The sequence below is a fragment of the Nocardia sp. NPDC050697 genome, assembly GCF_040654395.1.
Classification (GTDB): domain Bacteria; phylum Actinomycetota; class Actinomycetes; order Mycobacteriales; family Mycobacteriaceae; genus Nocardia.
Genome location: NZ_JBFAHY010000003.1, coordinates 715,648 through 742,039 on the forward strand (window position 1 = coordinate 715,648; position 26,392 = coordinate 742,039).

Consider the following 26,392-nt stretch of genomic DNA (forward strand, 5'->3'; position numbering starts at 1 on the left):
GCGGCGCGGCACCGCCGCCGGTTGCCGCCCCCGCCCCGGCCGCGGTACGGGCGGAGCCGTCGGCAGCGGCGGCGGAAGCGGGAGAACGCACGCGTCCACCATACGGAACCGTCCGACACTGTTGCCCAGCCAGTTCTCTCGCCGTGTTCCATCTGAGACCTCGACCGTGTTTACTGCTCGTCATGCAAGGACTCGCTGTGGTGCTCTTCCCAGTGGCGATGATGCTGTTCGCACTCGGCATGGAGCGGTTCGAGAGCCGCCTCCGGAAACTCGTCGAACCCGACGAGGAGGTCCAGCAGTACCTGGACAAGGCAAGCAATGCCGAGGTCAGCGAGCTGACCAAGCTCGGTCTCCCGGCCGCCGTCGCACGGATGCGCAAGCGCCGCTCGCGCACCGAGGACCTCGACGTCGCCCGGGCGAGCTGAGCTCATCCCACCCCGCGTCCGGCCCGAGTGAGCCGGTCGCGCGGCCTTTCCCTCACTCGTTCCATCGACGTCCCGCAATCCGCTCTTTACGTGGTGTCTGTCACTGTCCGAGCCTCCCTCCGCGTAGACTCCGCTGGTGGCCGGGTCGATTCGGTCCCGGTACGGAAGCCATTTCCCAAAGGAGCACATTCGTGGACGAGGCCCTCGCCAGAGCAGGCATCTTCCAGGGCGTCGAGCCCACTGCGGTGGCCGCCCTCGCCAAACAACTCCAGCCCGTCGACTTTCCGCGTGGCCACATCATCTTCAACGAGGGCGAGCCCGGCGATCGGCTGTACATCATCACCACCGGCAAGGTGAAGATCGGGCGCCGTTCGCCTGACGGCCGGGAGAACCTGCTGACGATCATGGGCCCCTCCGACATGTTCGGCGAGCTCTCCATCTTCGACCCGGGCCCGCGCACCTCGACCGCGACCACGGTCACCGAGGTCCGCGCCGTCACCATGGATCGGGACGCGCTGAAGGCCTGGATCGACCAGCGCCCGGAGATCGCCGAGCAGTTGCTGCGGGTGCTCGCCCGCCGCCTCCGGCGCACCAACAACAACCTGGCGGACCTGATCTTCACCGACGTCCCCGGTCGCGTCGCCAAGGCCCTGCTGCAGCTCGCGCAGCGCTTCGGCACCCAGGAGGCGGGCGCCCTCCGGGTCACCCACGACCTCACCCAGGAGGAGATCGCCCAGCTCGTCGGCGCCTCCCGCGAGACCGTGAACAAGGCGCTCGCCGACTTCGCGCACCGCGGCTGGCTGCGGCTGGAGGGCAAGAGCGTGCTCATCTCCGACTCGGAGCGGCTGGCGCGCCGCGCCCGCTGAACTCCGCGCACAGCGAACAGCGCGCCGATGCGGTCACCCGCACGGCGCGCTGTGCTGTTTCTCAGGCGCTGCGCAGGTAGTCCAGCTGGGCCTGCACCGAGCTCCGCGCCGCGGGCCAGAGCTTCTTGTCCACGTCCGCGTACACCTTGCGCACGATCGCCATGGCGCCCGCGTCCGCGCCGAGCTCGGCCAGCGCGGCCCGCACCTGCTCCAGCCGCTGGTGCCGGTGCTCGATGTAGTAGCGCAGCACCGGGCCCAGATCCGGGTGGTCCGGCCCGTGCGCGGGCAGCAGCGGCCGCCCGTCGCCCGCGGCGAGCAGCCGGTCCAGCGAGGCCAGGTAGTCGGCGAGCGCGCCGGGGCGGTTCTCCAGCACCGTCGTGCCGAAGCCGAGCACCGTGTCGCCGGTGAGCACCCCGTCGGCCAGCACGAAGCTCACCGAGTCGGTGGTGTGCCCCGGCGTGCCGAGCACCTCGATCCGCAGCCCCGCCGCCTCGATCACCTCACCGTCGGCCAGCGCGGCCTCGGTGCCGCGCAGGAAGGTCGGGTCCTTGGCGCGCACCACCGTCCCGGTCAGGTCGACCAGCCGGTCGATGCCGCCGGTGTGGTCGTGGTGGTGGTGCGTGATCAGGGTCAGCGCGATGGCGCCGCCGGTGGCCTCGGCGATGGCGTCCACGTGCGCCCGGTCCTTCGGGCCGGGGTCGACCACCACGTACTCGGCGCTCTCCGGCGCCCGCAGGATCCAGGTGTTGGTTCCGTCCAGCGTCATCTGGCCGGGGTTCTCGGCGAGCAGCACCGACGCGTTCGGGGTCACCGGGCGCAGCTGCTCGTAGGCGGGATGGGTCAGGGTCATGGCACTCCCCCTGGGGTTACGGGATTCGATGTGGCCCCGCCTCAGCGGACCTCGGCGATGAGCTCCACCTCGACCGGGGTGTTGCGGGGCAGCTCGGAGACGCCGACGGCGGAGCGGGCGTGCGCCCCGGCATCGCCGAACACCGCGCCGAGGAACTGCGAGGCGCCGTTGATCACCACCGGCTGGTCGCCGAAGCCGGGCGCGGAGGCCACGAAGCCGACGACCTTGACGATCCGCACCACCTCGTCCAGCCCGACCAGGTCGTGCACCGCGGCCAGCGCGTTCAGCGCGCAGAGCCGGGCGGCCTCGGCGGCCGCCTCGACGGTCACCTCGGCGCCGACCTTGCCCGTGACCACGAGCTCACCGTCGACGAACGGCAGCTGCCCCGAGGTGTAGACCAGGCTGCCCGAGCGCAGCGCGGGCACGTACGCCGCCACCGGCGCGCTGACCGGCGGCAGCGTGATGCCGAGCTTGGCGAGGTTCTCCCGCCACGGGGTCACGGCATCGGCGGCCGCGGTCACTTCGCGCGCTTGAGGTAGGCCACGTGCTGTTCGCCGGTCGGGCCGGGCAGCACCGTCACCAGCTCCCAGCCGTCGGTGCCCCACTGGTCGAGGATCTGCTTGGTCGCATGCGTCAGCAGCGGCACGGTCGCGTACTCCCACTGGGTGATTTCGCTCATGCGCAGAGCCTAACGGGGCGCTCCCGACGAGGGCAGCCATGGCTCCGCCGCTGATCGGAACTCCGCGAGCGGGACATCTTGTACCCAATCGACCCGCCGGTGGCGCATCACACGGACGGACCGGTCTTCCGGCCTATAGGCTCGCTGGGGTGGAAGCACCAACAGCAGCGCCGACGACGGGCTGGCCGGAGCGGGCGACCCGCGCCCGGCTGCACTACGTCTCGGGCAAGGGCGGCACCGGCAAGTCGACGGTCGCCGCCGCGCTGGCGCTGGCGCTGGCCAGGGGCGGGCGCCGGGTGCTGCTGGTCGAGGTGGAGAGCAGGCAGTCCATCGCCCAGCTCTTCGACCTGCCGCCGCTGCCCCCGACCGAGACCAGGATCGCCAGCGCGGACGGCGGCGGCGAGGTGTGGGCGCTCGCGCTCGATATCGAGCACGCCTTCCTCGAGTACCTGGACATGTTCTACAACCTCGGCTTCGCCGGCCGGGCCATGCGCCGGATGGGCGCCATCGAGTTCGTCACCACCATCGCGCCCGGGCTGCGCGACGTCATCCTCACCGGCAAGATCAAGGAGTGCGTGATCCGGACGGATCGCGCCACCGGCGAGCGGGTCTACGACGAGATCGTGGTCGACGCCCCGCCCACCGGCCGGATCGCGAGCTTCCTCGACGTCACCACCGCCATGGCCGAGATCGCGCGCGGCGGCCCGATCGCCGGGCAGGCCGAGGGCGTCTCCAAGCTGCTGCACTCGGACGAGACGCTGATCCACCTGGTCACGCTGCTGGAGGCGCTCCCGGTACAGGAGACCGCCGACGCCGTCGCCCAGCTCACCGCGGAAGACCTGCGCATCGGCACCGTCGTGGTGAACCGGGCGGGCCAGGGCTTCCTGCCCGCCGAGCTGCGCGGCCCGGTCGCCGACGGCGAACTGGACCGCGAGGAGCTGCGCTCCGGGCTGGCCGCCGCGGGAATCACCCTGCCGGACGCCGATTTCGACGGCCTGGTCACCGAGACGGTCGAGCACGCGGCCCGGCTGCGCGCCCAGGACAACAGCGCCACCGAGCTGGCCGCGGTGGACGTGCCGCAGCTCTACCTGCCCGCGCTGACCGACGGCATCGATCTCGGCGGGCTGTACGAACTGGCCGAGAAGCTCAGCGAGCAGGGGGTCCGATGACAACGCCGAGCACAGGGACCCGGCTCGACGTCGCGGCGATCCTCGCCGACCCGAGCGCGCGCGTCGTCGTCTGCTGCGGCTCCGGCGGGGTCGGCAAGACCACCACCGCCGCCGCCATCGCGCTGCGCGCCGCCGAGCTGGGGCGCCGGGTGGTGGTGCTGACCATCGATCCGGCGCGCCGGCTGGCGCAGTCGCTCGGCGTCGCGGAGCTGGACAATGCCCCGCAGCGGGTGGAGCTCGGCCCGGAGGTCCCCGGCGAGCTGCACGCCATGATGCTGAACATGCGCCGCACCTTCGACGAGATGGTGCTGGAGCACACCAGCCCGGACAAGGCGCAGCAGATCTTCGCCAACCCGATCTACCAGACCGTCGCCTCCTCCTTCGGCGGAACGCAGGAGTACATGGCGATGGAGAAGCTCGGTCAGCTGACCAGCGGCAAGGACTGGGATCTGATCGTGGTCGACACCCCGCCCTCGCGGAACGCGCTCGACTTCCTGGACGCGCCGAAGCGGCTCGGCACCTTCCTGAACGGCCGGATGATCCGGGTGATCATGGCCCCCGGCCGCGGCGTCGGGCGCTTCGTCACCGGTGCCATGAGCCTGGCGCTCAAGGGCGTCTCCACCGTGGTCGGCGGGCAGCTGCTCAAGGACGCCTCGAACTTCCTGCAGTCGCTGGAGTCCATGTTCGGCGGGTTCCAGGAGCGGGCCAACCGCACCTTCGCCCTGCTGGCCCAGCCCGGCACGCACTTCCTGGTGGTCGCCGCCGCCGAGCCGGACGCGCTGCGCGAGGCCTCGTTCTTCGTCGACCGGCTCTCCACCGAGCGGATGCCGTTGGCCGGGCTGGTGCTCAACCGCACGCACCCGGTGCTCAGCGGGCTCTCCGGCGACCGCGCCCGCTCGGCGGCCGAGCAGCTCGGCGACGACGCCTCGCTCACCACCGCGGTGCTGCGGGTGCACGCGCAGCGCGCGGCCACCGCCAAGCGCGAGCAGCACCTGCTGCAGCGCTTCACCGGCGCGCACCCGCGGGTGCCGATCGTCGCGGTGCGCGCGCTGCCCTTCGAGGTCTCCGACCTGGCCGCGCTGCGCGCGGTGGGTGATCAGCTGGCCGGGCCCCGCCCCACGGCCGACGTCCACCCCTGAAAACGGGGCCGAGCCCGCGGCGGCGGGCTCGGATTCCGGGATCGGGCGATGCTGGGTTACATCGCCGGGTCAGATCGCGATCTGGTGCTGCCGCTGGGCCTGGAAGAAGTCGGCCCAGGAGGTCACCTCCGGGTGCTGCTTGAGCAGCGCGCGGCGCTGCCGCTCGGTCATGCCACCCCACACCCCGAACTCGACCCGGTTGTCGAGCGCGTCGGCGCCGCACTGCATGAGCACCGGGCAGTGCCGGCAGATCGTCGCCGCCTTGCGCTGCGCCGCACCGCGAACGAACAGCTGGTCGGGATCCACTTCCTTGCACCTGGCCTCGGAGACCCAGGCGATCCGCGCCTCGGCCTGCTCCACGTTCAACCGAGCGATGGGGGTTGTCATATGCATTTGGTGTGCCCCTTTGCAGTCCGAACACCGTATGAACCGGCGCTCCGGAATCGCGTTCAGTACGCGGCAACCCAGACCCCGCTGCGCACTGCACCACATTCCACTTTGAGTGTTAGCTCTATCACACTGGGTTCTCAATCTAGGTAAAGGTTGGGGACAACGCAAGACCGCGATCGAACCTTTTTGGTACGTCCGTGCCTGGGAAGCAAGTTCCGAACCGTCCGGTCGGGCCGACTCGCTGGGAAAACCGGGCGACACGCCCATCGGTAGCGGACACCGCCGTCCGGCGGCGTGTCCTTCCCGTGCGCACCTCGCAGGCGGGTCCTGCCCACCCCGTAGTCTGGCGGCGTGCCGATGACACGAACACTCGCGAAACTGGCCGGCAGCTGCGTGCTCGCCGCCGTGCTCGTCGCGGGGCTGTTGTTCCCGCTCGCCGGTGGATTCGGGTTCGTCTCCAATCGCGCCGCCGACGCCGTCGACAATGTGTCCGCCGAGCTGGTCGAGGGCACCGTCCCCGCCGTCTCCACCATGGTCGACACCGCGGGCAACCCGATCGCCTGGCTCTACGAGCAGCGCCGGTTCGAGGTCCCGAGCGACCGGATCGCCAACAACATGAAGCTCGCGATCGTCTCGATCGAGGACCGCCGCTTCGCCGAGCACGAGGGCGTCGACTGGCAGGGCACGCTGCGCGCGTTCCTCACCAACTCGGCCAGCGGCGAGGTGCAGCAGGGCGCCTCCACCCTGGACCAGCAGTACGTGAAGAACTTCCAGCTGCTCGTGGTCGCCAAGACCGACGCCGAGCGGCGCGCGGCGATCGAGACCACCCCGGCGCGCAAGATCCGCGAGATCCGGATGGCGCTGACGCTCGACCGCGAGCTCACCAAGGACGAGATCCTCACCCGCTACCTGAACCTGGTGCCCTTCGGCAACAGCTCCTACGGCATCCAGGACGCCGCGCAGACCTACTTCGGCGTGGACGCCGCGGATCTGAACGTGGCGCAGTCGGCCATGCTCGCCGGCATGGTGCAGAGCTCGTCGAAGCTCAACCCGTACACCAACAAGGACGGCGTGCTGCAGCGGCGCAACACCGTCCTGGACACCATGATCCAGAACATCCCGAGCCGGGCCGACGAGTTCCGCGCCGCCAAGACCGAGCCGCTCGGTGTGCTGCCCGAGCCGAAGGGGTTGCCGCGCGGCTGCATCGCCGCCAACGACCGCGGCTTCTTCTGCGACTACGCGCTGCAGTACCTGGCCAACTCCGGCATCAGCCGGGACCAGGTGGACAAGGGCGGGTACCTGATCCGCACCACGCTCGACCCGGCCGTGCAGAACTCGGTGCGCGATGCGGTCGCCGGCGCCGCCGACCCCAACCTGGCGAATATCGCCGAGGTGATGTCGGTGGTGGCGCCCGGCGAGAACTCGCACGACGTGGTCGCCATGGCCAGCAGCAGGCGGTACGGCCTCGACCCGGACGCCAACGAGACCGTGCAGCCACAGCCGTACTCCATGGTCGGCGACGGCGCAGGCTCGATCTTCAAGCTCTTCACCACCGCCGCTGCGATGGAGAAGGGGCTCGGCATCAATGCCCAGCTGGACGTGCCGGGCCGCTTCGAGGCCAAGGGCATGGGCAACGGCGGCGCCCGCGGCTGCCCGGCGGCCACCTACTGCGTGGAGAACGCGGGCAGGTACAAGTCGCCGTTGTCGGTCACCGAGGCGCTGGCGACCTCGCCGAACACCACCTTCGTCAAGCTGATCCAGGCGGTCGGGGTGGCGCCGACGGTGGACATGGCGGTGCGGCTCGGGCTGCGCTCGTACACCGAGGCCGGTACCTCCGGGTTCAGCAACCAGAGCCTGGCCGACATGGTCAAGGAGCAGAACCTCGGCTCCTTCACCCTCGGCCCGGTCGCGATCAACCCGCTGGAGCTCTCGAACGTCGCCGCCACGCTGGCCTCCGGCGGCCGGTGGTGCCCGCCGTCGCCGATCCGCGAGGTCATCGACCGGCAGGGCAAGCAGGTGCCGCTCACCCAGCAGGCCTGCGAGCAGGTGGTCGAGCCCGGGCTGGCGAACACCCTGGCCAACGCCATGAGCAAGGACGACACCGAGGGCACCGCCGCCGGTTCGGCACGGGCGACCGGGTGGAACGCGCCCGCCTCCGGCAAGACCGGCACCACCGAGAGCCACCGCTCCTCCGGCTTCCTCGGCTTCACCAACTCGCTGGCCGCCGCGGTCTACGTCTACGGCGACAGCCCGACCCCCGGCGAGATCTGCTCCTTCCCGCTGCGCAACTGCGGCAGCGGCGATCTCTTCGGCGGCAACGAGCCGGCGCGCACCTGGTTCAACGCCATCAAGCCGGTGCTCGGGCAGTACCCGCCGCCCGCGCTGCCGCCGCTGGACGACAAGTACGTGCGCGGGTCGAACCAGGCGCAGGTGCCGGACGTCAGCAATATGTCCCAGGGTGATGCCACCTCGGCGCTCACCAGGGCCGGGTTCCAGGTGACCGCGGTGACGCAGGGTGGGGCCGCCCCGAAGGGGACGGTCATGGGCACGGCGCCGAACGGGTCGGCGATTCCCGGGTCGGTGATCACGATCTACGTCAGTGACGGGACGCAGCGCCAGGCGCCGAGCCCCACCCCGGGGCCCGCCCCCGTCCCGGTAGCCCCCGGATTGCCGCCCCTGCGCTTGCCCCCGATTCCAATTCCCATCCCGATCCCCCGCTGACGCGAATTCGCTCCCGGCCTTGCAGGCCGGGGGCGATTTCGTTGGTGGGCAGCGAGCGAGGCTCGGTGCCCCGAGCGCTCAGCCGAAGGCGGCGGCCGGGACCGTGCGGCTCAGAGGCGGGCTTTGACCGCGGCCGAGATGCGGGAGCCGTCGGCCTTGCCCGCGGCGAGCGCGGTCGCGATCTTCATGACCTGACCCATCTGCCGCATGCCCGGCCGCTCCCCGAGATCCTCGGCGACCTGCGCGATGGCGGTATCGGCGAGATCCGCCACCTCCGCCTCGGTGAGCTGCGTCGGCAGGTACTCATCGATGATCCTGGCCTCGGCGTGCTCGTTGGCGGCGAGCTCACCGCGCCCGTTCTGGGCGTACACCTCCGCCGCCTCGCCGCGCTTCTTCGCCTCCTTCTGCAGCACGGAGACCACTTCGGCGTCGGAGAGTTCGCGCGCCTCGGATCCGGCCGTCTCGGCGGTCTGGATCGCGGCGAGCAGCATCCGGACGGTGCCGAGACGCAGGGTGTCCTTGGCTTTCAGCGCGGTGGTGAGATCCGCCCGCAGCTGCGACTTCAGTTCCGACATACCCCCACGCTAGCCCGTCCCGCCCGTACCTCCCAGCGCATTTGCGCTCGTGGCACCCGCTGTGCGAGAACACACGGGGCAGGACCGGCCGGGCTCACCTATGCTGGGCAAATGCCCGTCATCACGACCTCCGCCGTCGGACGCGCCGCAACGGTGGCCGCGGGAGCCGCGGTCGCCGGAATCGGTTACGCCTCCCTCGTCGAGCGCAATGCCTTCGTGCTCAGGGAGACGACCATGCCGGTGCTGCAGCCCGGGTCGTCGTCGCTGCGGGTGCTGCACATCAGCGACCTGCACATGACGCCGAACCAGAAGCTCAAGCAGCAGTGGCTGCGCGACCTGGACCGGCTGGAGCCGGACCTGGTGGTGAACACCGGCGACAACCTGTCGCACCAGAAGGCGGTGCCCGCCGTCGTGCAGTCGCTCGGCAGCCTGCTCTCCCGCCCCGGGCTCTTCGTCTTCGGCAGCAACGACTACTTCGCGCCGGTGCCGAAGAACCCGCTCAAGTACTTCAAGAAGGACCACCGCCGCACCTACGGCGCCCCGCTGCCCTGGCAGGACCTGCGCGCGGCGTTCAATGAGCGCGGCTGGCTGGACCTCACGCACGTGCGCCGCGATCTCGAGGTCGGCGGCATCCGGATCGGCACCGCCGGGGTCGACGACCCGCACCTGCAGCGCGATCGCTACGACACCATCGCCGGCCCGCCGAACCCGCTGGCGGACCTGCGGATCGGGCTCACGCACTCGCCGGAGCCCCGGGTCCTCGACCGCTTCGCCGCCGACGGCTACGACCTGGTGCTGGCCGGGCACACGCACGGCGGCCAGCTCTGCGTGCCGGGTTTCGGTGCGCTGGTGACCAATTGCGGGATCGACCGGGCCAGGGTGAAGGGGCCGTCCAGCTGGGGCGAGCACACCAAGCTGCACGTCTCGGCGGGCATCGGCACCTCGCCGTGGGCGCCGTACCGCTTCTGCTGCCGCCCGGAGGCCACGCTGCTGACCCTGGTCGCCGCGCCGCCCAAGCAGCCGTCGACCGAAACCGGCCGAGGCCGTTCGGCTTCGGAGGCCATCGCCCGCTAAGGTCGCGTCCCGAGGCCGTACGTCAGGCAGGGGGACGGGACAGTGGCAGCAGGCGATGTGCAGGGAGCATCGGGGGCGCAGCCGGAATCCGGTGCGGTGAACCGGCTTTCACCGGGCGGTGGACCGACCTTTTCGGACGGATCCGGTTCCCGGTACGGCGGTACCGCCGTCCGGGAGCGTGATCCGGAGCGGCCCGCGGTGCCGCCGCCACACGATTTCGACGCCTTCCTCGCGACGTACCGGGCCCGGCCGAGCACCCCGAACCGGACCCTGCCCGCCGCGGGCGCCGCGGTGCTCGCCTTCGCGGCCGCCGCCACCGCCGTCGCCGTCGCCCGCGGCTCGGATGACCCGGAGGGCGGGGCTCCCCCGCTGGTCAGCGCGCTCACCAGCGACGCACCGGCCAGTATCGCGGTGCCGTCGCCGGTGCTCCCCGGCTACCGGGTGGTGGCCGCGCCGGACCGGGACGCCGCCTACGACGTCCCCGCGGGCTGGCACGTCGCCCCCGCCGACACCGTGGCCGGATTCGGCCGCGCCCCGGACGCGCTCACCGGCAAGGGCTACGCCACCGACGGCCGCGACTACTGCCCGGGCTCCACCCGCACCGTCGCCTTCCTCACCGCCGCCGACGAGCAGGACCCCGCCGCCGCGGCCACCGCCATCGGCGCCAAGGCGGCCCGCCTCGCCTACGCCGACCCCGGCGCCGCCGCCCCCGCCGAGCCGCTGCGCTCCCTGGACGGCGGCCAGCAGGGCATGTTCGTGGAGACCAGGGGCCGGATCGCGCGGCCCGCCCCCGGCTGCGCCGCCGAGTACTCCGTGTACACCTGGGCCGCGCCGAGCACCAACGGCAGCTTCGTCATGGTGATCGCCGCCGACACCGGCGTCCCGCAGGCGCTCGACGCCGCGGGCGCCAAGCGCGTCTTCAGCAGCATCCGACCCTACGAACCCTGACTGACCTGGCAATTTAACGTCCGGAGGTCCCCTGTTGTAAGCTACTTCAGGTTCTCCTCCCCGGGGTGTGGCGCAGCTTGGTAGCGTGCTTCGTTCGGGACGAAGAGGTCGCAGGTTCAAATCCTGTCACCCCGACTCGTGTGGTTGAGACACGAAGGGCCCTGATCTGTTTAGGCAGATCAGGGCCTTTTTTGCGTCCGGCTTGACCTTCGAGCCACTCGAAGCCCGAGGATGGCGGCATGCCGGACGAACTCATGCCGATCGGGGAATTCGCGCGCCGCAGTGGGCTCACCGCCAGCGCGCTGCGGTTCTACGCCGATACCGGGGTGCTGCTGCCCGCCGAGGTGGATGCGGTGACCGGGTACCGGTACTACGCCGCGGAGCAGGTGGAGCGGGCCGGGGTGCTGCGCAGGCTGCGGGAGATGGGGATGCCGCTGGGGCCGGTGCTGCGGGTGCTCGACGGGGCTCCGGAGCAGGCCGTGCGGCTGGTCCGGGAGCATGCGGCCGCGGTCGCCGCCGAGGCGGTGCTGGCGCAGCGCACCGCCGCCGAGCTCGAGGCGGCGCTCGGGGGTGCGCCGGAGGTGGTCGTCGGGGCGGTCAGGGGGCCCGTGCTGGCGGCCGCGATCGAGCAGGTGCTGGCCGCCACCGGTGTGGACCCGGCGCTGCCGGTGCTGGCCGGGGTGTGCCTGGAGGCGCTGCCGGATGCCGTGATCCTCACCGCCACCGACCGGTACCGGCTCTCCACCCGGACCATCGCCCCGGTCGAGGCGCCCGCCGCGGTGTGGGCGGGGACGATCGCGGGGGCCGAGCTGCGCGCGGCGGTGCCGGAGATCCGGCGCACCCCGGTGGTCGCGCTGCGCGCCACCGCGCACCGCCTGGAGCTGGGTGCGCGGAGCTGCCGCATCCTGCCGGAGGAGTTCCCGGACTACCGCGGCATGCTCGCCACGCTCTCCGCCGTCGTCACCCGGGTGACCGTGGCCAGGGACCCGCTGCTGCGCGCGCTCGAGGAGCACCCGGGCGGCGATATCGAACTGCGCGCGACCGTCGGCGGCGAAGTCCGCGTCGGCAGCGCCACCCTCCGGGCGACCGTCACCGGCACCCCCTCGACCCTGCACTTCGACCCCGCCGTCCTGCACCCGGCCATCGCCACCGCGATCGGCCCGGAGCTCCTGCTCGACCTGCGCGGCCCGGCCCAGCCGATCACCCTGCGCTCGGCCGACCGCGGCGACCTCACCACCCTCGCCATGCCCATCCACCCCCCGAACGGAACCCCATGACCGACCCCACCATGACCGCCATCCTCGACGCCGTCGGCACCGGCCGCGGGGGCGACACCGGCACCGCCCGCACCGCCCTGCTCGAGCTCTGGGCCGCGCTCGGCCCCGCGGGTGACCCGCTGCACCGCTGCACCCTCGCGCACTACCTCGCCGACCTCTACGACGACCCCGCCGAGGCCCTGGCCTGGAACATCCGCGCCCTCGATGCCGCCGACACCGTCACCGACGACCGGGTGCGGGACGTGCATAACAGCCTGACCATCGCCGGCTTCTACCCCTCCCTGCACCTGAACCTCGCCGACGACTACCGCCGCCTCGGCTCCTTCGCCCCCGCCGCCGCACACCTCGCCCTGGCCAGGCAGCACGCCCCCGCGCTCGGCCCGGACCCGTACGGCGACCTCATCCGCGGTGCCATCGACGGCGTCGGCGCGGCCATCGAGCGGCGGGACACCAGCAAGCGCTGACCGCTACGCGAAGGTGCCCCGCATAATCGTCCGGACATTCTGCGCATCGCTCTTCTCTCGATCCTGGGCAGCCGACGTGCGTAAGCGGGCCAGATAGGAATCGCGAGTCGATCGATGCGAACCCGCGCCCACCCGACCGGCCGGGTTCGCGTCGGCGAATTCGATGCGGGGCCCGCCCGCCAGGCGGGTGATCTCGGCTTCCGCGCCGGCTTTGACCGATTCCGAGTATTCGTGAATCGTCTTGGCCGCGATCATGAGATCAGCGATGAACTCGTGCTCGAGACCGTTATCGGATATTTCGTAGCGCCTGGTGACCACGTCGGCGTCGATACCCCGGATCACCGCCAGAATGGCGCCGCGATTCTTCAGCTTTCCGCGAACGGCTTCCAGCATTCCACGATCGTAGGGAGCCTCGTAAACCCTCTGCGATTCCCCGTCGGTGAGGTAGACGAAAAGATGGTAGGAGGATTCCGCATCGGGCTGGTCGAAAACCCAGTTGAGCAAGGCGCCTCGCCTCAACTTCGCCATAGCGGACAGGCCGTTCAGCGGAACCACGGTGAGCTCTTCACCGAACTCTCCGATTTCGATACTCCGCATCCAGGCGAAAGGAGCACGACGCTTCAAGCGAAACATGCTAAACCTCCGGACCGGCTGTCAACTCCGACAGTTTGACACGATCTGACCTATCCCACCAGGCTCTATGCTCGTCGACACAGTCACCGCGCACCGGTGCCGAGACCCGGCCGTGCCGCGGATTACGGCGAGTCGGCCACTCGTAGACCCAGTACCCGCTGTCCTGCAATCTGCCGACCACGAAGTACCGAACGATATCCCCCGGCAGGTACGACCGGCCGAAAGCAGCGTACACCGCTTTCTGGACATCCAGCTTTCCGCCGACCACCGAGAGGGCAAATTCGCCCCGCTGCCATCGTGGCGCGGCCGGGTATCTGTTGGGTTCCTTGCCGCAGTGCGTGACACAAGCCCCCCTTGCGTATTGTCTGGGCTGATCGGCCTCCTGCTCCCACCAACCCTTTCCCCACCTTTTCATCACCCCACAGGGTATGGCGAAATATGCAGTGCGCGAACATGTCTCATGGTGGACTGCGCTCAAATACGAACCGCTCGGTTCTAATCAGCGACGTTACGCCCTCGATTACGGCTCGCCACCGCGAGGTAGCGGCGATATCGGCGGCCGGAGGACTGCGCGGCTATGGCGTAAACCCGGCTATACACCGGTGCACCCGAACTGGGGATTGCCGTCGGAATCTTTCAGCACCGCGGTGATCAGACCGGGATCCGCGCGCTCTCCAGGAACGGGACGACGAAGGCGCGCAGCAGCTCCCGCTCCTCGTCCGGCTCGGCGGGCATGGTGAGCAGCGAGACCACGCTGCGCACCAGCCAGCGGCCGAGGCGGCGGGCGGCGGCGGGATCCAGGTCGGGGCGCAGGCTCGCGACGAAGGTGCGGGCGAGCACCTCGACGGCGTCCGAGGAGTCGGCGAGCTGGGCGACGACCCCCGCGTTCACCGGTTCGAACCAGACGGCCAGGTACTCGGTGCCGCGCACGGCGGTGAGCACCGCGATCAGGGTGTCGAGCAGCGCGGCGGCGGGGTCGGCGACGGGGCCGCGCTCGCGCCAGACCCGGGCCACCACGCGCTGCGCCTCCCGGTCGGCGAAGGCGACGAAGAGCGCCTGCCGGTTCGGGAAGTAGCGGTACAGGGTGGCGCGGGAGCAGCCCGCCGCCGCGGCCACCTCGGCCATCCCGACCCCGGAGACCCCGGTCAGGCCGCGCGCCCGGAAGAGGCTGCGCACCCCGTCCAGGATGCGGTCGGCGGCGAGCTCGGTGCGCGGGCCCGCCAGCCAGTCGCTCACGCGGCGCTCCGGAAGGGGACCCGGGTGGGGCGCCGCACGTACTGGCCGTCGGCGTACTCGACGTCGCCGAGGTCGACGGCGAAGCCGGGGTGCCGGGCGAGCAGCTCCTCCAGCGCGATCCGCGCCTGCATGCGCGCGGCGGCGGCGCCGAGGCAGTGGTGCGGGCCCTGGCTGAAGGTCATCAGCCGCTGCGGGTTGCGGTGGATGTCGAGGTCGGCGGCGTCCGGGCCGTACACCCGTTCGTCGCGATTGGCGGAGCCGTACACCAGCAGCACCTTACGGCCCGCCGGAATGGTCACGCCCGCGATCTCGACGTCCCCGGTGGTGGTGCGGGCCAGCCCCTGCACCGGCGCGGTGAGCCGGAGGAATTCCTCGACGGCGCCGCGGATCAGCTCCGGCTCCGCGACCAGCCGCGCGCGCTGCACCGGGTTGGCGTACAGCAGCTGCACGGCGCCGCCCAGCAGCCCGGTGGTGGTGTCGTTGCCGCCCGCCACCATGGTCCAGGTGTAGGCGAGCAGCTGCACCAGGCCGGTGACGTCGTCGTCGGTGGCGCCGAGCCCGGCCTGCACCAGCAGCGAGACGGTGTCGTCGCCGGGGTCGGTGCGCCTGCGCCGGATGAGTTCGGCGAAGTACCCGACCATCTCCATGGAGGCGGCGCGCGCCTGCTCGCTGCCGGAGATGCCGCCCGCGACCACGGCGTCGGTCCAGCCGTCGAAGCGGTCGCGGTCCTCCTCCGGTACGCCGAGGTAGTACGCGACCACCATGCTCGGCAGCGGCTTGAAGAGCGTGCGCACGATATCGCCGCCGTCGGCGAGCAGCTCCAGCCGCTCCCGGACGAAGGCGCGCACCATCGGCTCCAGCGCCTCCACCCGCCGCGGCGTGAACCCGCGCGCGACCAGGCTGCGGAACTCGGTGTGCTGCGGCGGATCCTGCATGACCAGCGGCGGATTCGCGGTCAGCCCGATCTGCTCCAGCTCGCCGTACTCGATGGTCAGCCCCTGGCCGGAGGAGAAGGTGGCCGTGTCCCGCGCCGCCGCGTAGACGTCGGCGTGCCGGGTGAGCACCCAGTAGTCGTGCTCCGGCCGGTCGGCCGGGACCACGTGGTGCACCGGGTCGTGCTCGCGCAGTGCCTGGTACATCGGCCAGGGCTCGGCCCAGGTGGCGCCGGTGCAGGGCTGAAACACGGCGCGAGACTCATCGAGCAACATGTTCCGACGGTAAGACAGATTCGCCGAAGTGTCTAGAGTGTGTACTCGGTGAACTGCCCGGCGGGCCGGAACCCGAGCCGCCGGTACACCGGCTCCCCGTCGGCCGAAGCCTGCAGCACGGCCGTGCGGTAACCGCTCTCGCGCGCGGCGTGCAGCACCGCCAGCGTCATGGCGCCGCCGAAGCCGCGCCGCCGGTACCCGGCGAGCGTGCCGATGTTGTAGATGCCCGCGACCCCGGCGAACCGGAAGACCTCGCCCGCGCAGACCGCCAGCTCACCCAGGTACCCGACCAGGTAGCGGGCCGGACACCCCGGCGCGAGCGCCGCCGCGGCGGCCCGCTCGTAGAAGAGCGGGACCGTGGCGGCGGGCGGGTCCCAGTTCGCCGCCAGCACCGCGGCGTAGTCGGCCAGCGCACCGCGATCCCGCACCGGCCGGATCGTGAGCCCGCCCGGAATCGGGGGCAGCTCGCCCAGCTCGGCCCACATGGCCGTCTCGGTCTCGGTCGCGGTCCAGCCCGTCGCGGCCAGCGCGGCGCCGAGCTCGGCCGACCCGGACCACCAGGAGAACGGCCGCCCGGTCGCCCGGACCAGCGCCGCCACCTCCCCGATCCGCCGGGCGTCGGTGAACCGCGCGTCCACGATCTGGTTGAAGGTGTCGTCCGCCAGGCCGCTGTCCGCGATGGTGACGTCGCCGGGCTCGAGCACCCGCGCGCCGGGCAGCCCGCGGTGCAGGTGCGCCGCGTGCTCGGCCAGGTTCGCCGCCGTGCGGGCGGGGATATCGTTTTCCGGTACAGGTGTGGGCACACGCTAACAATCGCGGGTGCGGCGCGGGAACGCGAGCGAATTCTCCGGGCCGGTGCGCAACCGCTTACCTCCCCGCCGCAGCGCCGTCACACCGGTGAAACACGGCGTCCATAGCGTATACAGCCATGTCGACACGGTTGAGCACGCTCGCGGACGCCGCCGGGCGCCCGCTGCGGGATGTGGTCTACGAGGCGCTGCGCAGCGAGCTCATGAACGGTGACATCACCTTCGGCGAGCGGCTCACCGAGCCCAAGCTCTCCGCGCGCTTCGGCATCTCCCGGACCCCGATCCGGGAGGCGCTCACGGTGCTCTGCTCGGACGGGCTGCTGCAGCGCGCGGAGTACGGCTTCAGCCCGGTGCGGCCGAGCATCCCGCTCATCCGCGACCTCTACGAGCTGCGCATCACGCTGGAGCTGGGCGGCATCCAGCGGGCCATGACCAACCCCGCGGTGCGCCACGACCGCGAGCTGCTGAGCGCCGAGCGCGAGCGCTGGCTGGAGCTGCGCGCCGACCCGCCGGAGCAGCAGCCGGGGTTCGTGGTCCGGGACGAGGAGTTCCACGTGACGCTGCTGACGGCGTCCGGCAATGCCGAGCTGGTGCGCGCGCTGGTGCAGGTCAACTCCCGGATCCGGCACGTCCGGATGTACGACTTCATGGTCAACAACCGGATCGAGACCACCATCGCCGAGCACCTCGGCATCCTCGACGCGGTGCTCGCGGAGAACCTCGGGCTGGCGTATCGCCTGCTGCACACCCACATCGGCGAATCGCTGGACGTCGTCCTCGACCGCGTGACCAAGGCCGTCGCGGCGATGTCGCTGGCCGCCGACCGCAACCCCTGATCGGAGCCGCCATGACCGCCCTGCTCGACGAGCCCGCCCTGCACCCGTCGCCGGTGGACCGGGTGCGCGCAGCCTACCGCCGGATCGCCGAGGTGGACCGCCCCGAGGTCTGGATCGCCCTGCGCCCCGAGGCCGAGGTGCGCGCCGACGCCGAAGCGGTGCAGGCCAGGCTGGCCGCCGGGGCGGCGCTGCCGCTGGCCGGGCTGCTGGTCGCGGTGAAGGACAATATCGACGTGGCCGGGGTGCCGACCACCGCCGCCTGCCCCGGTTTCGCCAGGCACCCGGCCGAGACCGCCGCCGCGATCGAGCGGCTCACCGCGGCGGGCGCGGTGCTGCTCGGCAAGACCAACCTGGACCAGTTCGCCACCGGGCTGGTCGGCACCCGCAGCCCGTACGGCGCGGTGCGCAATGCCCTGCACCCCGAGCTGATTTCCGGCGGCTCCAGCTCCGGCTCGGCGGTGGCGGTGGCGCTCGGCATCGCCGATATCGGGATCGGCACCGACACCGCGGGCTCCGGCCGGGTGCCCGCCGCGCTGAACGGCATCGTCGGGGTGAAGGCGACGCTCGGCATCGTGCCCGCGCACGGTGTGCTGCCCGCCTGCGCGGATTTCGACGCCGTCACCGTCTTCGCCGCCGGGCTCCCGCTCGCGGTCGCCGCACTCCGGGTCATGGCCGGCTCGGAGCCGCGCGACCCGCGCAGCCGGAGCTGGCCCGCCGACGTCCCGCTCGCCGCCGCCCCGCGGATCGCGGTACCGGTCGAGGCGAACCTGGCCGCGCTCGCCCCCGAGTACCGCGCCGCCTTCGAGCAGACGCTCGACCTGCTGCGCGAGCGCGGCGCCGAGTTCACCGAGGTCGATATCGCCCCGCTGCTGGACGCCGCCCGGCTGCTCTACGACGGCGCCCTGGTGGCCGAGCGGTACGCTGCCGTCGGCGAGTTCCTCGCCACCGACCCGCCCGGCGCCGACCCCATCGTGGCCGCCATCATCGGCGCCGCGGCCACCCCGGGCGCCGCCGCCTTCGCCGCCGACCTGGACACCCTGGCCCGCACGAAGGCCGAGGCGGCCGCGCTGCTCGACGGCTGCGCCGGGCTGCTGCTGCCGACCACCACCGAGCACCCGTCCATCGCCGCGATCCAGGCCGACCCGCTCACCGTGAACCGGCGCATGGGCACCTTCACCAACTTCTGCAACCTGCTCGACATGGCCTCGATCGCGGTGCCGGGCGTGCCGACCGCGGCCGGGCTCCCGTTCGGCGTCATGGCGGTGGTGCCCGCCTTCGCCGACCAGCTCGCCGTCGATATCGCGGCGCTGCTCACCGGCGACGAGCCGCCGCTGCTGATCCCGGACGCGGTGCCGGTCGCGGTCTTCGGCGCGCACCTGCGCGGGCAGCCGCTGCACCACCAGCTCACCGCGCTGCACGCGCGCTTCGCCGGGGAGATCGCCACCACCGACGCCTACCGGCTGGCCGCGCTGGACACGGTGCCGCCGAAGCCGGGGCTGGTGCGGCACGGGCCGGGGCTCGGCGCCCCGATCGCGGGCGAGCTGTTCCTGGTGTCGAAGGCCGGACTCGGCGCCTTCCTCGCGGCCCTGCCCGCGCCCATGGCGCTGACCAGCGTCGATCTCGCGGATGGGCGCAGCGTCGTCGGCTTCGGCTGCGGCTACGACGCCGCGGTGGCGGGCACGGACATCACCGAGCACGGTGGCTGGAAGGCCTACCTGGCCGCACGCTGACCCCCGTGGGCCGGTCCCCCGCGGACCGGCCCGCTGCGATCGGGACGGGCCGGGCAGTGGCGGCAACGGTTACCTTCGGCAGTGGCCGGTCGGCCGCCTCCCGCGGCGCCGGCTCCTTCAGCATCCGGAAGAGCCTGCTGCACATCAGTCCCCGACGCACCGACCGGACCGATCACCCCTCGTGCACCGGTCCGGCCGGACGTCCCCTCATTCCCGTTTCGCAACCCCTCAGAAGCGATCCGGTACGAGAACTACTGTGCGACCCGCTGCTCAAGGCCGGCTTAACAAGACCTTGCGGCCGGAAATGCCGGAATTTGCGCGAGCGGTAACGGTGGGCGCCCCGGAGGGGAATGATGGAGGACAGCGACATCGAGGAGAGTGGAGCAAGCGATGGAAACCGTGGTCGTCTGGGTGCTCGCCTGCGTTCTGTACTGGTGGGGGCTGCTCTAGACGGGCTCCCGCGGAACGCGCGAAGGGCGGGCGGTGCCATCGGCACCGCCCGCCCTTTCCGTCGATCGGGTCAGCTCGCGTCGAGCCCGGCGCGCACGCCGTCCTCCACCCGCTTGCCCAGCTCGGCGTCGACATTCCGCCAGTACTCGTAGACCCGGCTCAGCACCGGCTCCTGTACCCCGTCGAGCACGTGCCCGACGATATTGCCGACCAGCCGGTCGCGCTGCTCCTCGGAGAGCACCTCGCGGACCAGCGTCCCCGGCTGGGTGAAGTCGCCGTCCTCGGCGTGCTGGATGTACCCGGCCCGCACCATGCTCGGGTCGAAGTCCCAGCGGCCGCCGTCCGGCGCCCGCTCCGGCTCGGCGTGCGGGCCGCCGTAGGAGTTCGGCGCGTAAACCGGGGTGCTCGCGTCGTTGTAGTCGAAGCGCATAGCGCCCTCCTTGGAGTAGGAGTTCACCTCGGCCGCGCGCGCCCGGTTCGGCGGCAGCTGCGCGTAGTTGGTGCCGACCCGGTAGCGGTGCGCGTCGGCGTAGGCGAAGACCCGGCCGAGCAGCATCTTGTCCGGCGAGAAGCCGATGCCGGGGACCGTGTTCGACGGCTCGAAGGCGGCCTGCTCGATATCGACGAAGTAGTTGCCCGGGTTGCGGTTCAACGTCCACTTCCCGACCTCGATCAGCGGGTAGTCGCGCTGCGACCAGACCTTGGTCAGGTCGAACGGGTTGAACCGGTAGGTCTCGGCCTCGGCCACCGGCATCACCTGCACGTGCAGCGTCCAGCTCGGGAACTCGCCGCGCTCGATCGAGTCCCAGAGGTCGCGGCGGTGGTAGTCGGCGTCCGTTCCGGCCAGCCGGTCGGCCTCGTCCTGGGTCAGGAAGTCGATGCCCTGGTCGGTCTTGAAGTGGTACTTCACCCAGAAGCGCTCGCCCGCGGCATTGATCCACTGGTAGGTGTGCGAGCCGAAGCCGTCCATGTGCCGGTAGGTCTTCGGGATGCCGCGGTCGCCCATGAGCCAGGTCACCTGGTGCGCCGACTCCGGGCGCAGGGTCCAGAAGTCCCACTGCATGTGGTGGTCGCGCAGCCCGCTGCCCGGCAGCCGCTTCTGCGAGCGGATGAAGTCGGGGAACTTGATCGGGTCCTTGATGAAGAAGACCGGGGTGTTGTTGCCGACCAGGTCGTAGTTGCCGTCCTCGGTGTAGAACTTCACCGCGAAGCCGCGCGGGTCGCGCCAGGTGTCCGGGCTACCCTGCTCGCCGGCGACGGTGGAGAACCGCGCCAGCGACTCGGTGCGCGCACCCGGCTGGAAGAGCTTGGCCTTGGTGAAGCGGCTGACATCGGCGGTGACGACGAGCTCGCCGTAGGCGCCCGCGCCCTTGGCGTGCACCACCCGCTCCGGCACCCGCTCCCGGTTGAACTGGGCGAGCTTCTCGATCAGGTAGTGGTCGTGCAGCAGGATCGGGCCCTGGGTTCCCGCGGTCAGCGATTCGTTGTCGCTCTCGACCGGGATCCCGGAGTTGGTCGTGGTCGGCTTGGTCATAGCGGGAGCCTCCTCGGGCTTTCGGTGGAACGGGCGCATGCGGCGCAGCGACCCCAGAACACGACCTCGGCCTCGTCCAGGACGAAGCCCTGCGCGTCGTCGGGGTGCAGGCAGGGGGCCGCGCCGGCGACGCAGTCCACATCGGCGACCGCGCCGCAGCCGCGGCACACCAGGTGGTGGTGGTTGTCGCCGATCCTGGTCTCGTACAGCGCCGCCGAGCCGGCCGGCTCGATGCGCCGCAGGATGCCGGCCCGCACGCAGGCGTGCAGCACGTCGTAGACGGCCTGGGTGGAGACCGCGCCGAGCGCTTGCCGGACGGCGGCGGCGATCCGGTCGGCATCCGCGTGCGGATGCGCGGCGACCGTCTCCAGCACCGCCAGCCGCGGGGCGGTGACCCGCAGGTTCGCCCGGCGCAGCCAGTCGCGGGGTTCGGTGTCCATGGGATCGAGTATGCCGCTTTTCTGGAATTAGTCAAGAAAACTAGCAACTCCAGACAACCGGGCGGGACTGTGTCGCAGGTCACTTGCAATCGCGGAAGGTTGGCGCCCGGGTCGCGGTTGAATGGGACTGTCGGCGCTCTTGGGCAGCCCCGGGCCGCAATGAAAAATCGTCGCTGCGAGCGACCACTCGCCGAGAGGCGCTTGCCGGGCGTCGACACCCCAACTTTCGTGTTCCCGCGGTTACCCCGTGTTGGTGCTTCGACACCGCCGCCGCCGGACTAGCCTTTCCCCCATGACTCGTCGGGCGGCTTGGCTGGTTGTGCTCGCTACCTTCGCACTGCTGACGGGGCACGTGGCCGTCGGCGGCGCGACGGCGACGGCGTCCTGCGCCGAGCCCTCCGGCCGCGAATTCGTCAGGGCCGCACCGGAAGAGGCAGGCGTCGACGGCGAGCGGCTGGCTGCGGCGCTCGACTTCGCCACCAGCCGCAACCGGCTCAGCGTGCAGGTGTTCCGGCACAACTGCCTGATCGGCGAGGGGGCGGGGAACGCGCAGACCGGGCACGTGCCGTGGAATGTCTGGAGCGCCACCAAGAGTGTGGTCTCGGTGCTCACCGGCATGGCGTGGGATCGCGGGCTCATCGAGCTGGACGCCCCGATCGACCGCTACCTGCCGCCCGGCCTCGGTGATGCCGCGCACCGCGCCATCACCGTGCGCGACCTGCTCACCGAGACCTCCGGCATGCGGGTCGGGGTGATCACCGAGGGGCTGACCGGTGTCGTCCCCCTCGACCCGAACAGCGCCGTGCAGGCGCTCGGCGTTCCGCTCGAGCACGCCCCCGGCACCACCTTCAGCTACAGCCAGCGCACCGTCGACCTGCTGACCTTCACCCTCGAGCGGGCGCTCGGTGAGCCGCTGCAGCAGTTCGCGCAGCGCGAGCTCTTCGACCCGATCGGCATTCCGCGCGGCGACTACTACTGGGCGCGCGACCGCTCCGGCACCACCTACGGCTACGCGCACCTCTTCATCCCGCCGGTCGACTTCGCCCGCATCGGCATGCTGGTGCGCAACGACGGCCGCTGGGCGGGCGAGCAGCTGGTCTCCGCCGCGTACCTGGACGCGGCGCGCACCCCGTCCCCGGCGAACGAGTGCTACGGCTACCTCTTCTGGCTCGGCCCCGGCTGCGCCGAGACCCCCGACTTCCTGCCCGCCGGGGTGTACTCCATGGCCGGGTTCGGCGGGCAGAACGTCTTCGTGCTGCCCGAGCTCGACCTCATGGTGGTGTGGACCGGCGCGTACGGCAATGTCAGCCGATACGGGCCGAGCGGCGTCATCCAGAACACCAGGGAGCTGCCGCACGAGTTCTTCCGCAGGCTGCTGCCCGCGCTCGGCGAGCCCGACCCCGGCCCCTACGTGGAGCCGCCGCTCACCCAGGATCCGGGCGAGTTCATCGACGGCACGCTGCTGCTCGCGGTCTTCGGGATCGGCCCGGCCGCCTACCCGGGCTGCAATGTGCTCAGCTGCCTCGGCGCACCGCTCGCGCCGCCGTTCGCGGACGCGCCGCCCGGCTGCGCGGTGCTGGCCTGCCTCGGCACCGACCCGCGCACGCCGGGTATTCGCTGATCAGTCCAGGCGGGTGCGCCAGCCGTGCGCGTCGTCGGTGCGCAGCGCGGCGTGGTGCCGCTTGCGCAGCGCCTGCGAGATCGGGCCCGGCCTGCCGTCGCCGACGATCCGGCCGTCCACCTCGAGCACCGGCGCCGCCCCGGCCGAGGTGCCGGTGACGAAGACCTCGTCGGCGATGTACAGCTCGGTGAGGTCGACGGTGCGCTCGACCACCGGGATGCCGTCCTCGGCCGCCAGCGTGAGCACCGTGCGCCGGTTGATCCCGTCGAGGATGTCGCAGCTGACATCGGGGGTGATGAGTGTGCCGCCGCGCACGAGGAAGATATTGGCGGCGCTGAGCTCGCAGACGTGGCCGTTGCCGTCCAGGAAGACGCAGTCGTCGTACCCGGAGTCGATGGCATCCTGCTTGGCCAGCACCGAGTTCACGTAGGCGCCGTTGACCTTGGCCCTGGACGGGATGGCATTGTCCGGAATCCGCCGCCACGGGCTGGATTTCAGCCGCATGCCGTCCTGCGGGACGATCGGCACCGCGTCGTAGACGAACATGCTCACGGCGATGGCGGTCCCGCGCACCCGGGTGCCGGGCAGCGACTCCACCACGTGCACCGAGGCCCGGACGAACACCTCGTCGTGCGGCTCGTTCGCCGCGACCAGCTCACGCACCGTTGCCTCGAAGCGCGGGTAGCCCCACTCCTGCGCGAACCGGTCGATCCCGATGATCTTGCAGGACTCCTCCAGCCTGCGGAAGTGATCCGCCAGCCGGAACGCGGTGCGCACCCCGTCGGTCCGGTGCACCGGGAAGACCGTGTAGACGCTCAGGCCGTACAGCACCGCCGACGAGGCGACGCCGACGGTCGCCTCGGCGGCGGGGACGAGCCGGTCACCGAAGAACACCTGGGGATGGGGATTCGCCATCGGCGCAGGCTAGCAGCCGCCGCCCGCGCCGGGCGACCCCGTTTTCAGCGCTCGCTGAGCAGGACCTCCGCGATCTGGATGGTGTTCAGCGCGGCGCCCTTGCGCAGGTTGTCGCCGGAGACGAAGAGCGCGAGGCCGCGCCCGTCCGGCACGCCGGGATCGCGGCGAATCCGGCCGACGAGCGACTCGTCGGCCCCCGCGGCCTGCAGCGGCGTCGGCACGTCGACCAGCCTGACCCCGGCCGCCTTGCCCAGGATCTCCCTGGCGCGCTCCGGCGAGAGCGGCTCGGCGAACTCGGCATTGATCGAGAGCGAGTGCCCGGTGAAGACCGGGACGCGCACGCAGGTGCCGCTGACCAGCAGCTCGGGCAGCCCGAGGATCTTGCGGCTCTCGTTGCGCAGCTTCTGGTCCTCGTCGGTCTCGTCGCTGCCGTCGTCCACCAGCGACCCGGCCAGCGGGATGACGTCGAAGGCGATCGGCGCGACGTACTTGTTCGGTGCCGGGAACGCGACGGCGCTGCCGTCGTGCACCAGCTGCTCGGCATCGTCGATCACCGCGCGCACCTGCCCGGCCAGCTCCTCGACGCCGGCCAGCCCGGAGCCGGAGACGGCCTGGTAGCTGGAGACGATGAGGCGCTGCAGCCCGGCCGCGTCGTGCAGCGGCTTGAGCACCGGCATGGCGGCCATGGTGGTGCAGTTCGGGTTGGCGATGATGCCCTTGACCAGATTGCGGGTCTGCTCCGGGTTCACCTCGGAGACGACCAGCGGCACCTCGGGATCCTTGCGCCAGGCCGAGGAGTTGTCGATCACCGTGACGCCCGCCGCGGCGAACCGCGGCGCCTGCACCCGGGACATGGTGGCCCCGGCCGAGAACAGCGCGATATCCAGCCCGCTGGGATCGGCGACCTCGGTGTCCTCCACCTCGATCTCACCGCCGCGCCACGGCAGCTTCTTCCCCGCCGAGCGCGCGGAGGCGAAGAACCGCACCTCGTCGGCCGGAAAATTCCGCTCTTCCAGCAGTTTTCGCATGACGGCGCCGACCTGCCCGGTCGCGCCCACCACTCCTACGCGAATACCCATGGCTCTATCGCCCCGTTCCCGCGTGCACGACGGCGACCTCGTCGCCGCCGAGATCGAAGGCGCGGTGCAGCACCTGCACCGCGTGGTCCAGCTCGGAATCCTTGACCAGCACCGAGATCCGGATCTCCGAGGTGGAGATGAGGTCGATGTTCACGCCCGCCTCGGCCAGCGCCTCGCAGAAGGTCGCGGTGACGCCGGGGTGGCTCTTCATCCCCGCGCCGACCAGCGACACCTTGCCGATGTGGTCGTCGTAGAGCACCTGGGAGAAGCCGATCTCGCCCTGCCGCTTGGTGAGGAACTCGACCGCCCGCGCGCCGTCGTCCTTGGGCAGCGTGAAGGTGATGTCGGTCTTGCCGGTATCGATCTTGGAGATGTTCTGCAGCACCATGTCGATATTGATCTCGGCGTCGGCGACCGTGCGGAACACCTTCGCGGCGTACCCCGGCTCGTCCGGTAGCCCGACCACGGTCACCTTGGCCTCGCTGCGGTCGTGCGCGACGCCCGTGAGGATTGCTTGCTCCAAGGGGATGTCCTCCATCGATCCGTAGACGTAGGTGCCCTGCTTGTCGGTGTAGGACGAGCGGACGTGCACGGGCACGTTGTAGCGGCGCGCGTACTCCACGCAGCGCAGCATCAGAACCTTCGACCCGCAGGCCGCCATCTCCAGCATCTCCTCGTAGGAGACCTGGTCCAGCTTCTGCGCGTCGGCGACGATGCGCGGATCGGCGGTGAAGACGCCGTCCACGTCGGTGTAGATCTCGCAGACGTCGGCCTCCAGCGCCGCGGCGAGCGCGACGGCGGTGGTGTCGGAGCCGCCGCGGCCGAGCGTGGTGACATCGCGGCTGTCCTGGCTGACGCCCTGGAACCCGGCGACCAGCACGATGGTGCCCTCGTCCAGCGCCTCCTTGAGCCGCCCCGGCGTGACATCGATGATCTTGGCCTTGCCGTGCGCGCCGGTGGTGATCACCCCGGCCTGCGAGCCGGTGAACGACCTGGCCTCGGCGCCGAGCGAGTGGATGGCCATGGCGACCAGCGCGTTGGAGATGCGCTCGCCCGCGGTGAGCAGCATGTCCATTTCGCGCACCGGCGGCGCGGGCGAGACCTCCTGCGCCAGATCCAGCAGTTCGTCGGTGGTGTCGCCCATGGCGGAGCACACCACCACGACGTCGTGACCCTGCTTCTTGGTCTCGACGATCCGTTCAGCGACGCGCCGGATACGCTCGGCGGTGGCCACCGAGGATCCTCCGTACTTCTGAACTACGAGAGCCACAGCGGGTCCTCCAAGGTCGGCAACGTGCAGGTAACAGGCTCCAAGGGTACCGGC

Annotated in this window: 26 protein-coding genes and 1 tRNA gene; 13 read left to right on the forward strand and 14 right to left on the reverse strand. The window is 71.3% G+C overall.

Annotated elements, in window-relative coordinates; all coding sequences use genetic code 11:
* The first annotated feature begins 197 nt into the window (after window positions 1-197).
* Window positions 198-425, forward strand: a complete 228-nt coding sequence (locus AB0H71_RS15215) for a hypothetical protein (RefSeq protein WP_084505189.1) — start codon at window positions 198-200, stop codon at window positions 423-425.
* 191 nt (window positions 426-616) lie between these two features.
* Window positions 617-1,291 carry a Crp/Fnr family transcriptional regulator gene (locus AB0H71_RS15220; protein ID WP_067648128.1) on the forward strand — a complete coding sequence of 225 codons (675 nt, stop codon included), beginning with the start codon at window positions 617-619 and terminating at the stop codon, window positions 1,289-1,291.
* A 61-nt stretch (window positions 1,292-1,352) separates the two neighbouring features.
* Here the strand turns inward: AB0H71_RS15220 and AB0H71_RS15225 are convergent, their stop codons facing one another.
* The 3 genes from AB0H71_RS15225 to AB0H71_RS15235 are packed head-to-tail and all read right to left on the reverse strand — an operon-like array spanning window position 1,353 to window position 2,820.
* On the reverse strand, window positions 1,353-2,141 hold the full coding sequence (locus AB0H71_RS15225) for an MBL fold metallo-hydrolase (protein ID WP_357020164.1): 789 nt from the start codon (window positions 2,139-2,141) through the stop codon (window positions 1,353-1,355).
* A gap of 41 nt (window positions 2,142-2,182) precedes the next feature.
* Window positions 2,183-2,662, reverse strand: a complete 480-nt coding sequence (locus AB0H71_RS15230; RefSeq protein WP_357020167.1) for a RidA family protein — start codon at window positions 2,660-2,662, stop codon at window positions 2,183-2,185.
* Complete coding sequence (locus AB0H71_RS15235) at window positions 2,659-2,820, reverse strand: DUF4177 domain-containing protein (RefSeq protein WP_233015604.1); 162 nt, start codon at window positions 2,818-2,820, stop codon at window positions 2,659-2,661. Before AB0H71_RS15235 ends, AB0H71_RS15230 begins: the two co-directional genes overlap by 4 nt.
* A 149-nt stretch (window positions 2,821-2,969) precedes the next feature.
* Here AB0H71_RS15235 and AB0H71_RS15240 point away from each other — a divergent pair, with 149 nt between their 5' ends.
* Both AB0H71_RS15240 and AB0H71_RS15245 read left to right on the forward strand, forming a co-directional pair.
* Complete coding sequence (locus tag AB0H71_RS15240) at window positions 2,970-3,989, forward strand: ArsA-related P-loop ATPase (RefSeq protein WP_357020170.1); 1,020 nt, start codon at window positions 2,970-2,972, stop codon at window positions 3,987-3,989.
* Window positions 3,986-5,128, forward strand: a complete 1,143-nt coding sequence (locus AB0H71_RS15245) for an ArsA family ATPase (RefSeq protein ID WP_357020173.1) — start codon at window positions 3,986-3,988, stop codon at window positions 5,126-5,128. The genes AB0H71_RS15240 and AB0H71_RS15245 overlap by 4 nt, the downstream gene beginning before the upstream one ends.
* A gap of 69 nt (window positions 5,129-5,197) precedes the next feature.
* On the opposite strand, the gene AB0H71_RS15250 is transcribed toward AB0H71_RS15245, so the two are convergent.
* Window positions 5,198-5,521, reverse strand: a complete 324-nt coding sequence (locus AB0H71_RS15250) for a WhiB family transcriptional regulator (RefSeq protein ID WP_067648142.1) — start codon at window positions 5,519-5,521, stop codon at window positions 5,198-5,200.
* 354 nt (window positions 5,522-5,875) lie between these two features.
* Here AB0H71_RS15250 and AB0H71_RS15255 point away from each other — a divergent pair, with 354 nt between their 5' ends.
* Window positions 5,876-8,239 (forward strand): penicillin-binding protein, encoded by a 2,364-nt coding sequence (locus AB0H71_RS15255; protein ID WP_357020175.1) that lies wholly within the window; start codon window positions 5,876-5,878, stop codon window positions 8,237-8,239.
* A 110-nt stretch (window positions 8,240-8,349) separates the two neighbouring features.
* Here the strand turns inward: AB0H71_RS15255 and AB0H71_RS15260 are convergent, their stop codons facing one another.
* Window positions 8,350-8,814 carry a GatB/YqeY domain-containing protein gene (locus AB0H71_RS15260; RefSeq protein ID WP_357020178.1) on the reverse strand — a complete coding sequence of 155 codons (465 nt, stop codon included), beginning with the start codon at window positions 8,812-8,814 and terminating at the stop codon, window positions 8,350-8,352.
* Between the two features lie 111 nt (window positions 8,815-8,925).
* On the opposite strand from AB0H71_RS15260, the gene AB0H71_RS15265 reads away from it, so the two are divergent.
* The 5 genes from AB0H71_RS15265 to AB0H71_RS15285 all read left to right on the forward strand — a co-directional run bounded on the left by AB0H71_RS15265 (window position 8,926) and on the right by AB0H71_RS15285 (window position 12,577).
* Window positions 8,926-9,888 (forward strand): metallophosphoesterase, encoded by a 963-nt coding sequence (locus tag AB0H71_RS15265; RefSeq protein ID WP_357020181.1) that lies wholly within the window; start codon window positions 8,926-8,928, stop codon window positions 9,886-9,888.
* Between the two features lie 198 nt (window positions 9,889-10,086).
* The gene (locus AB0H71_RS15270) at window positions 10,087-10,836 is read left to right on the forward strand and encodes a hypothetical protein (RefSeq protein WP_357020184.1); all 750 of its coding nucleotides are present in this window, start codon (window positions 10,087-10,089) and stop codon (window positions 10,834-10,836) included.
* A gap of 61 nt (window positions 10,837-10,897) precedes the next feature.
* Window positions 10,898-10,971, forward strand: a tRNA-Pro gene (locus AB0H71_RS15275).
* 104 nt (window positions 10,972-11,075) lie between these two features.
* On the forward strand, window positions 11,076-12,113 hold the full coding sequence (locus tag AB0H71_RS15280) for a MerR family transcriptional regulator (protein WP_357020187.1): 1,038 nt from the start codon (window positions 11,076-11,078) through the stop codon (window positions 12,111-12,113).
* Window positions 12,110-12,577 (forward strand): hypothetical protein, encoded by a 468-nt coding sequence (locus AB0H71_RS15285; RefSeq protein ID WP_357020190.1) that lies wholly within the window; start codon window positions 12,110-12,112, stop codon window positions 12,575-12,577. The genes AB0H71_RS15280 and AB0H71_RS15285 overlap by 4 nt, the downstream gene beginning before the upstream one ends.
* 3 nt (window positions 12,578-12,580) lie before the next feature.
* Here AB0H71_RS15285 and AB0H71_RS15290 read toward each other — a convergent pair whose 3' ends face one another.
* From AB0H71_RS15290 to AB0H71_RS15305, 4 genes are all read right to left on the reverse strand, one after another.
* On the reverse strand, window positions 12,581-13,201 hold the full coding sequence (locus tag AB0H71_RS15290) for a hypothetical protein (protein WP_357020193.1): 621 nt from the start codon (window positions 13,199-13,201) through the stop codon (window positions 12,581-12,583).
* 660 nt (window positions 13,202-13,861) lie between these two features.
* Window positions 13,862-14,446 carry a TetR/AcrR family transcriptional regulator gene (locus AB0H71_RS15295; RefSeq protein WP_357020196.1) on the reverse strand — a complete coding sequence of 195 codons (585 nt, stop codon included), beginning with the start codon at window positions 14,444-14,446 and terminating at the stop codon, window positions 13,862-13,864.
* On the reverse strand, window positions 14,443-15,654 hold the full coding sequence (locus AB0H71_RS15300; RefSeq protein WP_357020200.1) for a cytochrome P450: 1,212 nt from the start codon (window positions 15,652-15,654) through the stop codon (window positions 14,443-14,445). Before AB0H71_RS15300 ends, AB0H71_RS15295 begins: the two co-directional genes overlap by 4 nt.
* Window positions 15,655-15,686: 32 nt before the next feature.
* Window positions 15,687-16,457: a GNAT family N-acetyltransferase gene (locus AB0H71_RS15305; protein WP_357020202.1), complete on the reverse strand. Its 771-nt coding sequence runs from the start codon at window positions 16,455-16,457 to the stop codon at window positions 15,687-15,689.
* Between the two features lie 125 nt (window positions 16,458-16,582).
* Between AB0H71_RS15305 and AB0H71_RS15310 the strand changes: the two genes are divergently transcribed.
* Together AB0H71_RS15310 and atzF are read left to right on the forward strand one after the other, a co-directional pair.
* Window positions 16,583-17,299 carry a GntR family transcriptional regulator gene (locus AB0H71_RS15310; protein WP_357020205.1) on the forward strand — a complete coding sequence of 239 codons (717 nt, stop codon included), beginning with the start codon at window positions 16,583-16,585 and terminating at the stop codon, window positions 17,297-17,299.
* 11 nt (window positions 17,300-17,310) lie between these two features.
* Entirely contained in the window at window positions 17,311-19,029 is a 1,719-nt protein-coding gene (gene atzF, locus AB0H71_RS15315) for an allophanate hydrolase (RefSeq protein WP_357020208.1), read from the forward strand.
* 520 nt (window positions 19,030-19,549) lie between these two features.
* On the opposite strand, the gene AB0H71_RS15320 is transcribed toward atzF, so the two are convergent.
* Together AB0H71_RS15320 and AB0H71_RS15325 are read right to left on the reverse strand one after the other, a co-directional pair.
* Window positions 19,550-21,013: a catalase gene (locus AB0H71_RS15320; RefSeq protein WP_357020211.1), complete on the reverse strand. Its 1,464-nt coding sequence runs from the start codon at window positions 21,011-21,013 to the stop codon at window positions 19,550-19,552.
* Window positions 21,010-21,453, reverse strand: a complete 444-nt coding sequence (locus tag AB0H71_RS15325; RefSeq protein ID WP_357020214.1) for a Fur family transcriptional regulator — start codon at window positions 21,451-21,453, stop codon at window positions 21,010-21,012. The genes AB0H71_RS15320 and AB0H71_RS15325 overlap by 4 nt, the downstream gene beginning before the upstream one ends.
* 292 nt (window positions 21,454-21,745) lie before the next feature.
* Here AB0H71_RS15325 and AB0H71_RS15330 point away from each other — a divergent pair, with 292 nt between their 5' ends.
* Window positions 21,746-23,074 carry a serine hydrolase gene (locus AB0H71_RS15330; protein WP_357020217.1) on the forward strand — a complete coding sequence of 443 codons (1,329 nt, stop codon included), beginning with the start codon at window positions 21,746-21,748 and terminating at the stop codon, window positions 23,072-23,074.
* Here AB0H71_RS15330 and AB0H71_RS15335 read toward each other — a convergent pair whose 3' ends face one another.
* Genes AB0H71_RS15335 through AB0H71_RS15345 form a run of 3 tightly spaced genes read right to left on the reverse strand, consistent with a single transcriptional unit; the run spans window position 23,075 to window position 26,338 of the window.
* Entirely contained in the window at window positions 23,075-23,989 is a 915-nt protein-coding gene (locus tag AB0H71_RS15335; protein WP_357020220.1) for an aminotransferase class IV, read from the reverse strand. It lies immediately after the preceding gene.
* Window positions 23,990-24,033: 44 nt separating this feature from the next.
* Complete coding sequence (locus AB0H71_RS15340) at window positions 24,034-25,068, reverse strand: aspartate-semialdehyde dehydrogenase (protein ID WP_357020223.1); 1,035 nt, start codon at window positions 25,066-25,068, stop codon at window positions 24,034-24,036.
* A 4-nt stretch (window positions 25,069-25,072) separates the two neighbouring features.
* A complete protein-coding gene (locus AB0H71_RS15345; protein WP_357020225.1) occupies window positions 25,073-26,338 on the reverse strand; it encodes an aspartate kinase in 1,266 nt (421 codons plus the stop codon).
* Between the last annotated feature and the right edge of the window lie 54 nt (window positions 26,339-26,392).

Excerpts from the sequence above, each read along its gene's own strand:
- AB0H71_RS15285 (WP_357020190.1), top strand. The coding sequence starts at position 12,110 with ATGACCGACCCCACCATGACCGCCATCCTCGACGCCGTCGGCACCGGC.
- AB0H71_RS15235 (WP_233015604.1), bottom strand. The coding sequence starts at position 2,820 with ATGAGCGAAATCACCCAGTGGGAGTACGCGACCGTGCCGCTGCTGACG.
- AB0H71_RS15340 (WP_357020223.1), bottom strand. The coding sequence starts at position 25,068 with ATGGGTATTCGCGTAGGAGTGGTGGGCGCGACCGGGCAGGTCGGCGCC.
- AB0H71_RS15335 (WP_357020220.1), bottom strand. The coding sequence starts at position 23,989 with ATGGCGAATCCCCATCCCCAGGTGTTCTTCGGTGACCGGCTCGTCCCC.
- AB0H71_RS15300 (WP_357020200.1), bottom strand. The coding sequence starts at position 15,654 with ATGTTGCTCGATGAGTCTCGCGCCGTGTTTCAGCCCTGCACCGGCGCC.
- AB0H71_RS15255 (WP_357020175.1), top strand. The coding sequence starts at position 5,876 with ATGACACGAACACTCGCGAAACTGGCCGGCAGCTGCGTGCTCGCCGCC.
- atzF (WP_357020208.1), top strand. The coding sequence starts at position 17,311 with ATGACCGCCCTGCTCGACGAGCCCGCCCTGCACCCGTCGCCGGTGGAC.
- AB0H71_RS15310 (WP_357020205.1), top strand. The coding sequence starts at position 16,583 with ATGTCGACACGGTTGAGCACGCTCGCGGACGCCGCCGGGCGCCCGCTG.
- AB0H71_RS15250 (WP_067648142.1), bottom strand. The coding sequence starts at position 5,521 with ATGCATATGACAACCCCCATCGCTCGGTTGAACGTGGAGCAGGCCGAG.
- AB0H71_RS15265 (WP_357020181.1), top strand. The coding sequence starts at position 8,926 with ATGCCCGTCATCACGACCTCCGCCGTCGGACGCGCCGCAACGGTGGCC.
- AB0H71_RS15245 (WP_357020173.1), top strand. The coding sequence starts at position 3,986 with ATGACAACGCCGAGCACAGGGACCCGGCTCGACGTCGCGGCGATCCTC.
- AB0H71_RS15325 (WP_357020214.1), bottom strand. The coding sequence starts at position 21,453 with ATGGACACCGAACCCCGCGACTGGCTGCGCCGGGCGAACCTGCGGGTC.
- AB0H71_RS15260 (WP_357020178.1), bottom strand. The coding sequence starts at position 8,814 with ATGTCGGAACTGAAGTCGCAGCTGCGGGCGGATCTCACCACCGCGCTG.
- AB0H71_RS15225 (WP_357020164.1), bottom strand. The coding sequence starts at position 2,141 with ATGACCCTGACCCATCCCGCCTACGAGCAGCTGCGCCCGGTGACCCCG.
- AB0H71_RS15280 (WP_357020187.1), top strand. The coding sequence starts at position 11,076 with ATGCCGGACGAACTCATGCCGATCGGGGAATTCGCGCGCCGCAGTGGG.
- AB0H71_RS15330 (WP_357020217.1), top strand. The coding sequence starts at position 21,746 with ATGACTCGTCGGGCGGCTTGGCTGGTTGTGCTCGCTACCTTCGCACTG.
- AB0H71_RS15320 (WP_357020211.1), bottom strand. The coding sequence starts at position 21,013 with ATGACCAAGCCGACCACGACCAACTCCGGGATCCCGGTCGAGAGCGAC.